Here is a 13,743-nt window from a genome sequence, read left to right as displayed (position 1 = left end):
ATCGGCCACCGCAAGAAAGGACACACCACTAATGCCCACTGCCATACACCGCGTTCTCATAGCCATCGCACTGTTGCTGCCGATGCTGGCCCACGCCGGCGACGCCGAAGACTTCGTCGCGGCCAATCCCGTGCAGCAAGCCAAACTGCTGGAAACCTGGGCCGCGCAGCCCGACCCGGCCCGTATCGAATTGATCAACGCCCTGCAACAAGGCGAGCTGACCATCGACGGCCAACCGAAAACCCTGCGCCTGAACAATCGCCTGCGGGGTCTGATCGACACCGCCATGGCCAGCCATCAATTGCTCGCCGCCGACGCCAAAATCCGTCTGACCGCCGCGCAGCAATTGCAGAAAAGCGCGAAACCCGCGCAGCTGAAATTCCTCGACCAGCAACTCGCTGGCGAAAAAGATGAAAGCGTCCACGCCGCCCTGAGTCTGGCGCTGGCCAATCTGCAACTGGTCGATACTGATCCGGCCGTGCGCCTCGCCGCAGTACGCCTGCTTGGCGAAACCGGCGATCCACTGGCGCGCACGCGCCTCGAAGGCTTGCTCGAACCCGGCGTCGAGGCCGATGCCGGCGTGCGCACCGCCGCCGAAACCAGCCTCTCCCAAGTCAAACGCAAACTGCTGATCGGCGAGATCCTCGGCCAGGCATTCAGCGGCATGTCGCTCGGTTCGATTCTGCTGCTCGCCGCACTCGGTCTGGCGATCACGTTCGGCCTGCTCGGCGTGATCAACATGGCCCACGGCGAGATGCTGATGCTTGGTGCCTACTCGACGTACGTGGTGCAGTTGATGTTCCAGCGCTACGCCCCCCAAGCGATTGAGTTTTATCCCTTGATCGCACTGCCGGTGGCGTTCTTTGTCACGGCGGCCATCGGCATGGCGCTGGAGCGCACGGTGATTCGTCATCTCTATGGTCGCCCGCTGGAAACCCTGCTCGCCACCTGGGGCATCAGCCTGATGCTGATTCAACTGGTGCGCCTGCTGTTCGGCGCGCAGAACGTTGAAGTGGCTAACCCGGCATGGCTGTCCGGTGGCATTCAAGTGCTGCCGAATCTGGTGCTGCCGTACAACCGCATTGTGATCATCGCTTTCGCCCTGTTTGTGGTGGTACTGACCTGGCTGCTGCTGAACAAAACCCGTCTGGGCCTCAACGTCCGCGCCGTTACCCAGAACCGCAACATGGCGGCTTGCTGCGGCGTGCCGACCGGGCGCGTCGACATGCTCGCCTTCGGCCTCGGTTCCGGTATCGCCGGCCTCGGCGGTGTGGCGCTGAGCCAGATCGGCAACGTCGGCCCGGACCTCGGCCAGAGCTACATCATCGACTCGTTCCTGGTGGTGGTGCTCGGCGGCGTCGGCCAGTTGGCCGGTAGCGTGCTCGCGGCCTTCGGCCTGGGCATCGCCAACAAGATTCTCGAACCGCAGATCGGTGCGGTGCTCGGCAAGATCCTGATCCTCGCGCTGATCATTCTGTTTATCCAGAAACGTCCGCAAGGCCTCTTCGCGCTGAAAGGACGGGTGATCGACTGATGAACCAGCCTCTGTTAGTCACGGCCACGCAAAAGGCCGGGCCGAAAGTCACCATCGCGGTCGGCGCGGTGATCCTCGCCCTGCTGATCGCCCTGCCGCTGCTGTCGTTGTTGTCGCCCGACAATGCGCTGCACATTTCGGCGTACACGCTGACGCTGGTCGGCAAAATCCTCTGCTACGCCATCGTCGCCCTGGCGCTGGATCTGGTCTGGGGTTACGCCGGTCTGCTGTCGCTGGGCCATGGTCTGTTCTTCGCCCTCGGCGGTTATGCGATGGGCATGTACCTGATGCGTCAGGCCGCTGGCGATGGCTTGCCGGCATTCATGACCTTCCTGTCGTGGAGCGAATTGCCGTGGTACTGGAGCGGCACCAGCAGCTTTGTCTGGGCGATGTGTCTGGTGGTGTTGGCGCCGGGTTTGCTGGCGCTGGTGTTCGGTTTCTTCGCCTTCCGCTCGCGGATCAAAGGCGTGTATTTCTCGATCATGACCCAGGCCCTGACCTTCGCCGGCATGCTCCTGTTTTTCCGCAACGAGACCGGGTTTGGCGGTAATAACGGCTTTACCAATTTCCGCACGATCCTCGGTTTCGGCATCACTGAGCCGGGCACGCGCGCGGTGTTGTTTCTGGCCACGGTGTTGTTGCTGGTAACCAGTCTGTTCATCGGCTGGCGCCTGGCGCAGAGCAAGTTCGGTCGCGTGCTGACGGCGTTGCGTGATGCGGAAAACCGCTTGATGTTCTGCGGCTATGACCCGCGCGGTTTCAAGCTGTTCGTGTGGGTGTTGAGCGCGGTGTTGTGTGGTCTGGCCGGGGCGTTGTATGTGCCACAAGTGGGCATCATCAACCCGAGCGAGATGTCGCCAACCAACTCCATCGAAGCGGCCGTGTGGGTTGCCCTCGGCGGTCGCGGCACGCTGATCGGCCCGCTGCTCGGTGCCGGTGTGGTCAATGGCATGAAGAGCTGGTTCACCGTGGCCTTCCCGGAATACTGGCTGTTCTTCCTCGGCGCGCTGTTCATCGTGGTGACGCTGTACTTGCCCAAAGGCGTGATCGGTCTGCTGAAGAAACGAGGTGAACAATGAGAGTCACAGCGAGCGCTGAATTCATGCTGGAACCGGCCTTCTTTCCCGTCGAACCGAACAAGGACGCCGGCACCAGCCGCGACTCGATCGGCCTCGGCCAGCGCGTCGGCCCGGGCCTCGACACCCGTCACGGCACGATCCTCACCCTGGAAGACATCAGCGTCAGCTTCGACGGCTTCCGTGCACTGAACAATCTCAACCTGTACATCGGCGTCGGCGAATTGCGCTGCATCATCGGCCCCAACGGCGCGGGCAAAACCACGCTGATGGACGTGATCACCGGCAAGACCCGGCCCAGTCACGGCAAGGCCTGGTTCGGTGAAACCCTGGACCTGACGCAGATGAGCGAAGTGCAAATCGCCCAGGCCGGCATCGGTCGCAAGTTTCAGAAGCCGACAGTGTTCGAAGCGCTGAGCGTGTTTGAAAACCTGGAGCTGGCGCAGAAAACCGACAAGTCGGTGTGGGCCAGTTTGCGTGCACGGCTGAGCGGTGAGCAGAAAGACCGGATCAGCGAAGTGCTGGAGACGATTCGCCTGACCACCTCGGTCAATCGTCAGGCGGGGTTGCTCTCCCACGGTCAGAAGCAGTTTCTCGAGATCGGCATGTTGCTGATGCAGGACCCGCAATTGTTGCTGCTCGATGAGCCGGTGGCGGGGATGACTGATGCGGAAACCGAGTTCACTGCAGAACTGTTCAAGAGCCTGGCGGGCAAGCACTCGTTGATGGTGGTGGAGCATGACATGGGCTTTGTCGGCTCGATTGCCGACCACGTCACCGTATTGCATCAGGGCAGCGTTTTGGCCGAAGGCTCGCTTGAGCAAGTGCAGGAAAACGAGCGCGTGATCGAGGTCTATCTCGGCCGCTGAACTGCAAATGAAGTCACTGTGGGAGCGAGCTTGCTCGCGAAGACGGCAGCACATCCGACATCTCAGTGACAGGTCAATAGCATTCGCGAGCAAGCTCGCTCCCACAGGGATTTGGGTGAACTTTAAGGAATTCGAACATGCTGCAAGTCGACAAGCTGCACCAGTACTACGGCGGTAGCCACATCCTCCGTGGCCTGTCTTTCGACGTGAAGGTCGGCGAAGTCACCTGCCTGCTCGGCCGCAACGGCGTCGGCAAAACCACCCTGCTCAAATGCCTGATGGGCCTGCTGCCGGCCAAAGAAGGCGCAGTGAGCTGGGAAGGTAAACCGATCACCACCTTCAAACCACACCAGCGCGTTCACGCCGGGATCGCTTATGTGCCACAGGGCCGGGAAATCTTCGGTCGCCTGACGGTAGAAGAGAACCTGTTGATGGGCCTGTCGCGCTTCCCCGGCAGTGAAGCCAAAGAAGTGCCAGGTTTCATTTATGAATTGTTCCCGGTGCTGCTACAAATGAAGCAGCGTCGCGGCGGTGACCTCTCCGGCGGTCAGCAACAGCAGTTGGCGATCGGCCGCGCGTTGGCCAGTCGCCCGCGCTTGTTGATCCTCGACGAGCCCACCGAAGGCATTCAACCTTCGGTGATCAAGGAGATCGGCGCGGTGATCAAGAAGCTTGCAGTCCGTGGTGACATGGCGATTCTGCTGGTCGAGCAGTTCTACGATTTCGCTGCAGAACTGGCCGATCAATATCTGGTGATGTCCCGGGGCGAGATCGTCCAGCAGGGGCGCGGTGAAAATATGGAGGCCGAAGGTGTGCGCGGGCTGGTAACGATCTAGTACAACGAACTAATCTGTAGCTTCCTAACGATAATTACAAACCATGAATTCGACTGTTGCACCTGCCCTGTTTACCCCGAGCTGGCACGCCGAGCTGGAACTCGCTTACGCGCGTTTCGGCGACTGCACGCGCCCGGTCATGCGCCGCCACCTCGGCCCGCTGCGGGTGCAAAAACACCTGTACGCCGAAGGTCCTGAAGTCTGTCAGCACATCATCGTCCACCCACCGGGCGGGATTGCCGGCGGTGATCGGCTGGACATCAGCGCGCGCGTCGAAGCCGACGCCTGGGCGCAGATCACCAGCCCCGGCGCCGCCAAGTGGTATCGCGCCGGTGGGCCGGCTTATCAGAAGCTCGACTTGAAAGTAGCTGCCGGAGCGACCCTGGAATGGTTGCCGCAGGAAACCATCGTCTACAGCGCCGCGCAGGCTGAGCTGACCACTTCGATTGAACTTGAGGGTGATGCACGGCTGTTCTACTGGGATGTGGTGGCGCTCGGTCGCCCGGCCAGTGGCGAACGTTTTGACCGCGGGCATTTTCAGGCGCATCTGGATATACGTCGCGATGGTCGATTGCTCTGGCATGAACGCCAGCGCATTGTCGGGAACGATGGTTTGCTTGATTCGCCGATCGGGCTGGATGGCAATCCGGTGTTTGCGACGTTGTTGGTCACCGGTGAGATTGATGCTGAGTTGCTGGAGCGTTGTCGTTCGCTGGAACACGACGTACGCGGGGATCTGACCCAGTTGCCGGGGCTTCTAGTGGCTCGGTGTCTTGCCAGTGAAGCGTTGCTCGCTCGCGCCTGGCTTATTGATCTTTGGCGTTTGCTACGGCCGGTGCTACTGGGCCGTGAGGCGGTATCTCCCAGAATATGGAGTACCTGAAAAAGCCCCTCACCCCCCGCCCTCTCCCGGAGGGAGAGGGAGCCTGACCGGGTCGTTTGAAATGAATTTAACTGACTGAACGAATACTGCTGACTGAACCGGCCATTGAAAACAACCGAGATCAGTCCCCTCTCCCTCGAAAGAGGGAGCCTGACCGGGTCGTTTGAAATGAATTTAACTGACTGAACGAATACTGCTGACTGAACCGGCCATTGAAAACAACCGAGATCAGTCCCCTCTCCCTCGGGAGAGGGCTAGGGTGAGGGGCGGCTCCAACTGACACCCCACAACCGCAAGAACCTCACAAAATCTGCCCTGACGGAACCCCACAATGGACCTGACCCCACGCGAAAAAGACAAGCTGCTGATCTTCACCGCCGGCCTCGTCGCCGAGCGGCGTTTGGCGCGCGGCGTGAAACTCAACTACCCGGAGGCCATGGCCTACATCTCCGCCGCGCTGCTCGAAGGCGCGCGTGATGGCCAGACCGTGGCTGAGCTGATGCACTTCGGCACCACCCTGCTCAGCCGCGAACAAGTAATGGAAGGCATCCCGGAAATGATTCCGGAGATTCAGGTCGAAGCGACGTTCCCCGACGGCACCAAACTGGTCACCGTCCACCAACCGATCGTCTGAGGCTACGCCATGACTTACACCATTCGCGATGCCGTCCACGCCGATCTGCCGGCGATCCGCGACATCTACAACGATGCCGTACTCAACACCACGGCGATCTGGAATGAACAAGCCGTCGATCTCGGCAACCGTCAGGCGTGGTTCAGCGCCCGTCAGGCCCAGGCCTATCCGATTCTGGTGATCGTCGACGGCGACAACAGCGTGCTCGGCTACGCTTCGTTCGGTGACTGGCGGCCGTTCGACGGTTTCCGTCACACCGTCGAGCACTCGGTCTACGTGCGCAGCGACCAGCGCGGCAACGGCCTCGGCCCGCAACTGATGACTGTGCTGATCGAACGGGCGAAGACTTGCGGCAAACACATCATGGTTGCCGCCATCGAAAGCGGTAATGCCGCCTCGATTCGTCTGCACGAGCGCGCTGGTTTCAGCGTTACCGGGCAGATGCCGCAAGTCGGTACCAAGTTCGGTCGCTGGCTCGACCTGACCTTCATGCAACTGACCCTCAACCCTGGCGCGGAGCCGCCTGACGCCAACAAGGAGTGACACCGATGAACGCCGCCCAACTGCGCCGCGTCAACGCTGAAAGTTTTGCCCACTACCGTCAGGGCCTGATTGACCTGTTGCTCGATGCCGTGGGTTACGGCGCCAGCGTCGGCTTCATGGCCAACCTCGATGCGGCGCAGGCGCGCGCCTATTTCGATGAGGTGCAGGACAACGTCAACAAGGGCAGTGTGCTGCTCTGGGTGGTGGTCAAGGACGAGCAGGTGCTGGCCAGTGTGCAGTTGGGCCTGTGCCAAAAGTCCAACGGACTCAATCGTGCCGAAGTGCAAAAACTGCTGGTGCGCGAAGACGCGCGACGTCGCGGTCTCGGCCAGCAATTGATGCATGCGCTGGAACTCGAAGCACCCAAACACAAGCGCGGCATGCTTTACCTCGACACCGAGGCCGGCTCCCCGGCCGAAGATTTCTACAAGGCGCTGGGTTACACCCGCGCGGGTCAGATTCCTGATTACGCCTGCGACCCGCACGGTACCTATCGGCCAACCGCCCTCTATTACAAGATTCTGCAAGGAGCCCAGTGATGATTCCTGGCGAATACCAGATCCAGCCCGGCGACATCGAACTCAACGCCGGCCGCCGCACCGTCAGCCTGAAAGTCGCCAACAGCGGCGACCGGCCGATTCAGGTCGGTTCGCACTATCACTTTTTTGAAACCAACGACGCACTGACCTTTGATCGTGCGGCCAGCCGTGGAATGCGCCTGAACATCCCGGCCGGCACCGCGGTGCGCTTCGAACCGGGGCAGAGCCGTGAGGTTGAGCTTGTGGATTATGCCGGGAAGCGGCGGGTGTTCGGGTTTGCCGGACGAGTGATGGGGGATCTCTGACATCTGCGTGCACCGCTGCCCCTCACCCCAGCCCTCTCCCGAGGGAGAGGGAGCCGATCACCGATAGCCGCTCCACCGTGAACAGTCCCCTCTCCGGAGCTGATCACCGATAGCCGCTCCACCGTGAACAGCCCTCTCTGCGGAGCCGATCACCGATAGCCGGCCCACCGCGTACAGTCCCCTCTCCCTCTGGGAGAGGGCTAGGGTGAGGGTCGATGGCTCACCACTATTTTCCTGAAGGACGCTGCATGAAAATTTCCAGACAAGCCTACGCCGACATGTTCGGCCCCACCGTCGGCGACAAGGTGCGCCTGGCCGACACCGAGCTGTGGATCGAAGTCGAACAAGACTTCACCACTTACGGCGAAGAAGTGAAATTCGGTGGCGGCAAGGTCATCCGCGACGGCCAGGGCCAGAGCCAACTGCTCGCCGCCGAAGTGGTCGACACACTGATCACCAACGCGCTGATCATCGACCACTGGGGCATCGTCAAAGCCGACGTCGGTCTCAAGGACGGGCGCATCTTCGCGATCGGCAAGGCCGGCAACCCGGACGTGCAGCCGAACGTGACCATCGCCATCGGCGCCGGCACCGAAGTGATCGCCGGCGAGGGCATGATCCTCACCGCCGGCGGCATCGACACACACATCCATTTCATCTGCCCGCAGCAGATCGAAGAAGCGCTGATGAGCGGCGTCACCACCATGATCGGCGGCGGCACCGGCCCCGCCACCGGCACCAACGCCACCACTTGCACCTCCGGGCCGTGGCACCTGGCACGCATGCTCCAGGCCGCCGACGCCTTCCCGATGAACATCGGCCTCACCGGCAAAGGCAACGCCAGCCTGCCGGAGCCATTGATCGAGCAGGTCAAGGCCGGCGCCATCGGTCTCAAGTTGCACGAGGACTGGGGCACCACGCCGGCTAGCATCGATAACTGCCTGAGCGTTGCCGACCAGTTCGACGTGCAGGTGGCGATCCACACCGACACCCTCAACGAATCCGGTTTCGTCGAAACCACGCTAGGCGCGTTCAAGGGCCGCACCATCCACACCTATCACACCGAAGGTGCCGGTGGCGGTCACGCGCCGGACATCATCAAGGCTTGCGGTTTCCCTAACGTATTGCCGAGTTCGACCAACCCGACCCGGCCGTTCACCCGCAATACCATCGACGAACACCTCGACATGCTGATGGTCTGCCACCATCTTGACCCGAGCATTGCCGAAGACGTCGCCTTCGCCGAAAGCCGCATCCGCCGCGAAACGATTGCCGCCGAAGACATCCTCCACGACCTCGGCGCGTTCTCGATGATCAGCTCCGACAGCCAGGCCATGGGCCGTGTCGGCGAAGTCATCACGCGCACCTGGCAAACCGCCGACAAGATGAAAAAACAGCGCGGCCCACTGCCGCAGGATGGCGAAGGCAACGATAACTTCCGCGCCAAACGTTACATCGCCAAGTACACGATCAACCCGGCGATCACCCATGGCATCAGCCATGAAGTCGGTTCGATCGAAGTCGGCAAGTGGGCGGATCTGGTGCTGTGGCGTCCGGCATTCTTTGGCGTTAAACCGACGCTGATCCTCAAGGGTGGAGCGATCGCCGCCAGTCTGATGGGCGATGCCAACGCCTCGATTCCGACCCCGCAACCGGTGCACTACCGTCCGATGTTCGCCAGCTACGGTGGCTCGCTGCATGCCACCAGCCTGACCTTTATCAGTCAGGCGGCGCAGGAAGCGGGACTGCCTGAAGCGCTGGGCCTGAAGAAGAAAATCGCCGTGGTCAAAGGTTGTCGTGATGTGCAGAAAACCGACCTGATCCACAACGACTATCTGCCGAACATCGATGTCGATCCGCAGACTTACCAGGTCAAGGCTGATGGCGTGCTGTTGTGGTGTGAACCGGCAGAAACACTGCCGATGGCGCAGCGGTATTTCCTGTTCTGACAACCGTCATGGTCTGAATACGGATGTCGAGGTCCGTATTCAGAAGCCGTTAACGATTTACGGAAATGCCCACGACATTTGTTGCTCGCTGTAGTTGTAATCCAGGCGTAACTCAGTCCCTGCCGGTATGTCCTGCGTGGCAAAGATGGCGTTAAGGATAAAGTCTTTGGTCACCAGCTGTTTGCCAAGCCATTGTTGCGCTTCGACGTCGAACGGCACGGTTTCGACATTGTAGCCATCCGGTGCCTGACGAATCGGCTTGCCCGCATCGTCGTATTCAAAATTGGAATTGATGCGAGAAATGATGGTGTCCCCAAGGATCGCCAACGGATCAGGCAGCAGTACGCCCGGACCTGGTTTCAAACGCATTCCCGCCAGCATGGTGAAGGTTTGTTCGTTGGGCTGAACAAACCTTGCCGGCGTTATCGCACCACCGTAGACACCGATTGCCTCGCCTTTGGCGATGCGCCTGTTAGCCACCACCATGGACTGTCCGATCAGCGATTTCTCCCCGGGAACTTTGGCATCGGCCTCGGTGAACGTGCGCAATTGCAGCTTTTCCTCATACAGCAACGCGACCTGTTCATGCCCTTCAAACCTGATATAGGGTTTGATCTGCTCAGAGGTATATTGGTCGCCGTTTTCAAAGCGCACTTTGCTCTGCAACTTTCGAATGCGGATCGGCCGCCCGGCGGTATCCCTGAGCGGATACTTGCCGTTGTTTGCGCGGTTGTAGGTGCCCAATTGATTGGCAAGGAACGAGTAGCGCGTTTCCTCGCGCATCATGCTCAACTCTTCTGCCGTGTAAGGTTTGACCGGCATCGATTCAGAGGCCAGATAGAAGCGTTCCTCCGCCTCTCTGGGCAGTTCTTCCAGCGCCCACTCGAACTCGTCATCACTGTGCCGGTCAACCTTGCGACTCTCGCGCGGCATAAGCGCGTCGTCTGCCCTGGATACGGTGAAATCCACCAGCGGATACCAGTGGTTGCTCGACGGATCGTGAGCCAGTTCAGGCCCGGAAGGTTGCAACTCGCTCGACAGCCGGGCCTTGTGCAGGCCGGTTTCGGCATCCACGCCGATCAGTACGGTGCCGCCACCCTGCACATCGGCGTAATGACGCCCCTTGAACGTGCGCAATCCTTGCGCGTCTGCGTCAGGTAATGCGCTTGCCGATGGAATCAGGTAATGCTGCAGCAGCGCAACGTCAGCAGCCGAGACAGTCGAGGAGGTGGATGTCGGTTCATGGACTTGCACTTTCGGGATCGACGTCGCCACCTCGACTTCAAGTGCACGGCTACCGTCTTCAGCCATGTCGCTTGAGGTTCGGCGGGCAAACGGGTCTGACGTGAGATGCAGCGATTCAAATTCTGACCGGGTTGATTCAGAGGGTGTACGCGGGCGTGTGGGTACATCGACAGCGCCAGCACCGGGTGCTGGCGGTTTGGGTTTGACAGGCATGAATACTTTTCCTTGTAAGCGTTGCGCAGTGCCCGCCGGCATGGCGGGTGCTACGAAGACCGGCGTCCATTGCCGATCCTTGCCCGGAAAACTATCAGACAGTCTTGCCGGTTAAAACACGAGGAAACACCTGCAAACACTACTCGACCACCAGCCGTCCCAAGCGCTGGCGCAACATGCGGTTTTCAGCACGCAACTCACGCACCTCTTCCAGCAGGTCCAGCGCCAGGGCGACGCCTTCCCACTCAAGCTCCAGATCGCGCCGCAGCTTGGCGGCGCGTTTGGCCAAAGCCAACTCGTAATCGGTAAAGCGCCATTCCCGGGGCTGCGCGCCCTGAGGTTCGAGGATGCCGTGTTCGACTATTTCGATCACGTAGACATCCGATAAATCGGCTGCCTCGCAGAATTCTGCCAGGTCCAGTTGAACGATCAGGGGGCTGCTCATGATGGGCTACTCCGTCGTCGAATTCAGAAGTTCTCTCGCGGATTGAAGGCGGCTTTCTTCGCCAGTTCCTGCCACAGCGTCTTGACCTCGTCGTCAGCGGCTTTCGGCATCACGGCTTTGAGCTGGACGAACAGATACCCGCGCTCGCCGGCCTTGTTTTTCAGGCCATGACCTTTGGCGCGCATGCGCTGGCCATTCTGGCTACCGGCGGGCACCTTGAGGTTGATCTTGCCGGTCAGGGTCGGCACCGCCACCTCGGCACCCAACGCCAGTTCCCACGGCGCCAGCGGCAAGGTGATGATGAGGTTTTCGCCTTCGACATCGAATTTCGGGTGCGGCGCAAAACGAATGGTCAGGTACAGATCACCATTCGCTCCGCCACCGACGCCCGGTGCGCCTTGGCCTTTGAGGCGGATGCGCTCGCCGTCGGTCACGCCCGCCGGGATCTTCACGTTCAGGCTTTTGCTGGTGTTGCTGACGTGCTGGCCGTTGGCGTTGTATTGCGGCACCTGGAAGGTGACTTTTTTCGACTCGTTCGCCAGCGTCTCCTCGAGGAAGATCGGCAGTTCCATTTCCACGTCTTGCCCTCGGCGCCCTGCACTGCGTTGATGCCGACCTTCGCCGCCACCGAAACCGGGGCCGCGATTGCCGAAGATCGAACTGAAGAAGTCCGAGAAGTCACCGGTGTCGCCACCACCGCCGCCAAAGCCGCCACGGCTCTGCCAGCCCGGTGGCCCCTGAAACGGCTGACCGTGCTGGCCATAACGGCGCAGCTCGTCGTATTCGGCACGCTTGTCGGCACTTTTCAGCGCTTCATAGGCTTCCGAGGCGTCTTTGAACTTGGCCTCGGCGTCTTTTTCCTTGCTGACATCGGGGTGGTATTTGCGCGCCAGCTTGCGATAGGCCGCCTTGATTGCCTTGTCGTCTGCTGTCGGCTCCACGCCGAGTATCTTGTAATAGTCTTTGAAGTCCATTGAAGGAATCACCATCCGTTATCGATTTCGCGCCGATGCCAGCATGCGCCGATTCGCGCGTGCCGGGTTGACCGATCTCAAGGTTGTGACCGGGTGGCGCAGCAGAAGTTTATCGGCAGTGGACGACGGTTCTTGCGACCGCCGGTGGTTCTGCCGGCCCATGCCAGCAAGTTTGGGGCGAAGCTTGAGGTTTCAAGGCAGTTTAGTCGTGAAATAGCAGATGACCGGCCTTCGATTCTGACGCGCACTGACATACACTGCGCGGCCGTTTTTTTGACCGGAACCGAAAGACATGAAAGACGCCTCTCCAGCACGTGCCTGCGGTATCGACTTCGGCACGTCCAACTCCACCGTCGGCTGGCTGCGCCCCGGCATGGAAACGATGATCGCGCTGGAAGACGACAAGATCACCCTGCCGTCGGTGGTGTTCTTCAACATCGAGGAACGCCGCCCGGTTTACGGTCGTCTGGCCCTGCACGAGTACCTCGAAGGCTACGAAGGCCGACTGATGCGCTCGCTGAAAAGCCTGCTCGGTTCCAAGCTGATCAAGCACGACACCAGCGTGCTCGGCACAGCGATGCCATTCAAGGACTTGCTCGGCCTGTTCATCGGTCAGTTGAAGAGCCGCGCCGAAACTGCCGCCGGTCGGGAATTCGAGCAAGTGGTGCTTGGTCGTCCGGTGTTCTTCGTCGATGACGATCCGCTGGCGGACCAGGAAGCCGAAGACACCCTGGTCGATGTGGCGAAGAAGATCGGTTTCAAGGACGTGTCGTTCCAGTACGAACCGATCGCCGCCGCCTTCGACTACGAGTCGACCATCGAGAAAGAAGAGCTGGTACTGATCGTCGACATCGGCGGCGGTACCTCCGACTTCTCGCTGGTGCGCCTGTCGCCGGAGCGTCGTGGTCTGGATAACCGTCACGATGACATCCTCGCCACCGGCGGTGTGCACATTGGCGGGACCGACTTTGACAAACAGTTGAGCCTGCAAGGCCTGATGCCGTTGTTCGGCTACGGCAGCCGCATGAAGAGCGGCGCCTATATGCCGACCAGCCACCACATGAACCTGGCGACCTGGCACACCATCAACTCGGTGTACTCGCAGAAATCCAGCCTGGCGCTGGGCAGCATGCGCTACGACATCGAAGACACCGGCGGCATCGATCGCCTGTTCAAGTTGATCGAGCAGCGCGCCGGCCACTGGCTGGCGATGGAAGTCGAAGAAACCAAGATCCAGCTGACCCACACCGACAGCCGCCATGTGCCGCTGGACCGGATCGAAGCAGGCTTGAGTGTTGAGCTGACCCGTGCGCTGTTTGAATCGGCGATTGATGCGTTGCTGGAGCGGGTACGCGGCAGTGTCACACAGTTGCTGAACGATGCCGGTGTGGCGGTGGATCAGGTTGATACCGTGTTCTTCACCGGTGGTTCGAGCGGGATTCCGGCGCTGCGCAACAGCGTCTCGGCGATGCTGCCAAATGCGCGACATGTCGAAGGGAATATCTTCGGCAGCATTGGCAGCGGTTTGGCGATTGATGCGATGAAGCGCTACGGCGCCATGAACTGACCTGAAATCGGCGTCGCGCCATTCGCGAGCAAGCTCGCTCCCACATTTGACCGCACTCCTTCAGTTGAAATGCGATCCAGTGTGGGAGCGAGCTTGCTCGCGAAGGCGCCAGATCAGGCGGTACAGATCCA

The 13,743-nt window shown here is 60.5% G+C and carries 14 protein-coding genes; 11 read left to right on the top strand and 3 right to left on the bottom strand.

Annotated elements, in window-relative coordinates:
• Positions 1 to 31 precede the first annotated feature (31 nt).
• The 10 genes from urtB to ureC all read left to right on the top strand — a co-directional run bounded on the left by urtB (position 32) and on the right by ureC (position 9,168).
• Complete coding sequence (gene urtB / locus ACRRSD_RS18385) at positions 32 to 1,534, top strand: urea ABC transporter permease subunit UrtB (RefSeq protein WP_435034562.1); 1,503 nt, start codon at positions 32 to 34, stop codon at positions 1,532 to 1,534.
• A complete protein-coding gene (urtC, locus tag ACRRSD_RS18380) occupies positions 1,534 to 2,613 on the top strand; it encodes an urea ABC transporter permease subunit UrtC (protein ID WP_435034560.1) in 1,080 nt (359 codons plus the stop codon). The genes urtB and urtC overlap by 1 nt, the downstream gene beginning before the upstream one ends.
• Entirely contained in the window at positions 2,610 to 3,479 is an 870-nt protein-coding gene (gene urtD, locus ACRRSD_RS18375) for an urea ABC transporter ATP-binding protein UrtD (RefSeq protein ID WP_007918913.1), read from the top strand. Before urtC ends, urtD begins: the two co-directional genes overlap by 4 nt.
• 137 nt (positions 3,480 to 3,616) lie before the next feature.
• Positions 3,617 to 4,315 (top strand): urea ABC transporter ATP-binding subunit UrtE, encoded by a 699-nt coding sequence (gene urtE, locus ACRRSD_RS18370; protein WP_435034559.1) that lies wholly within the window; start codon positions 3,617 to 3,619, stop codon positions 4,313 to 4,315.
• Between the two features lie 43 nt (positions 4,316 to 4,358).
• Entirely contained in the window at positions 4,359 to 5,198 is an 840-nt protein-coding gene (locus tag ACRRSD_RS18365; RefSeq protein WP_435034557.1) for an urease accessory protein UreD, read from the top strand.
• 331 nt (positions 5,199 to 5,529) lie between these two features.
• Positions 5,530 to 5,832, top strand: coding sequence for an urease subunit gamma (ureA, locus tag ACRRSD_RS18360; RefSeq protein WP_007915951.1), 303 nt, complete (start codon positions 5,530 to 5,532; stop codon positions 5,830 to 5,832).
• A 9-nt stretch (positions 5,833 to 5,841) separates the two neighbouring features.
• On the top strand, positions 5,842 to 6,375 hold the full coding sequence (locus tag ACRRSD_RS18355) for a GNAT family N-acetyltransferase (protein WP_435034555.1): 534 nt from the start codon (positions 5,842 to 5,844) through the stop codon (positions 6,373 to 6,375).
• 5 nt (positions 6,376 to 6,380) lie between these two features.
• A complete protein-coding gene (locus ACRRSD_RS18350) occupies positions 6,381 to 6,914 on the top strand; it encodes a GNAT family N-acetyltransferase (RefSeq protein ID WP_435034554.1) in 534 nt (177 codons plus the stop codon).
• Positions 6,914 to 7,219, top strand: a complete 306-nt coding sequence (locus ACRRSD_RS18345) for an urease subunit beta (RefSeq protein WP_435034552.1) — start codon at positions 6,914 to 6,916, stop codon at positions 7,217 to 7,219. Before ACRRSD_RS18350 ends, ACRRSD_RS18345 begins: the two co-directional genes overlap by 1 nt.
• A gap of 248 nt (positions 7,220 to 7,467) precedes the next feature.
• Complete coding sequence (ureC, locus tag ACRRSD_RS18340) at positions 7,468 to 9,168, top strand: urease subunit alpha (RefSeq protein WP_435034551.1); 1,701 nt, start codon at positions 7,468 to 7,470, stop codon at positions 9,166 to 9,168.
• 57 nt (positions 9,169 to 9,225) lie between these two features.
• Here ureC and ACRRSD_RS18335 read toward each other — a convergent pair whose 3' ends face one another.
• The 3 genes from ACRRSD_RS18335 to ACRRSD_RS18325 form a co-directional block, all read right to left on the bottom strand.
• Complete coding sequence (locus tag ACRRSD_RS18335) at positions 9,226 to 10,626, bottom strand: hypothetical protein (RefSeq protein ID WP_435034550.1); 1,401 nt, start codon at positions 10,624 to 10,626, stop codon at positions 9,226 to 9,228.
• Between the two features lie 139 nt (positions 10,627 to 10,765).
• Positions 10,766 to 11,071 carry a chaperone modulator CbpM gene (locus ACRRSD_RS18330; RefSeq protein WP_016984795.1) on the bottom strand — a complete coding sequence of 102 codons (306 nt, stop codon included), beginning with the start codon at positions 11,069 to 11,071 and terminating at the stop codon, positions 10,766 to 10,768.
• Positions 11,072 to 11,094: 23 nt separating this feature from the next.
• Positions 11,095 to 12,045, bottom strand: coding sequence for a DnaJ C-terminal domain-containing protein (locus tag ACRRSD_RS18325; protein ID WP_435034548.1), 951 nt, complete (start codon positions 12,043 to 12,045; stop codon positions 11,095 to 11,097).
• A 292-nt stretch (positions 12,046 to 12,337) separates the two neighbouring features.
• On the opposite strand from ACRRSD_RS18325, the gene ACRRSD_RS18320 reads away from it, so the two are divergent.
• A complete protein-coding gene (locus tag ACRRSD_RS18320) occupies positions 12,338 to 13,612 on the top strand; it encodes an Hsp70 family protein (RefSeq protein WP_435034547.1) in 1,275 nt (424 codons plus the stop codon).
• Positions 13,613 to 13,743 lie beyond the last annotated feature (131 nt).

Origin of the sequence: Pseudomonas neuropathica (assembly GCF_051174785.1) — a bacterium.
GTDB classification, from domain to species: Bacteria; Pseudomonadota; Gammaproteobacteria; order Pseudomonadales; family Pseudomonadaceae; genus Aquipseudomonas; species Aquipseudomonas neuropathica_A.
Note: the sequence above shows the minus strand (reverse complement) of the source record. Positions and strands in the feature narration are given on the sequence as shown.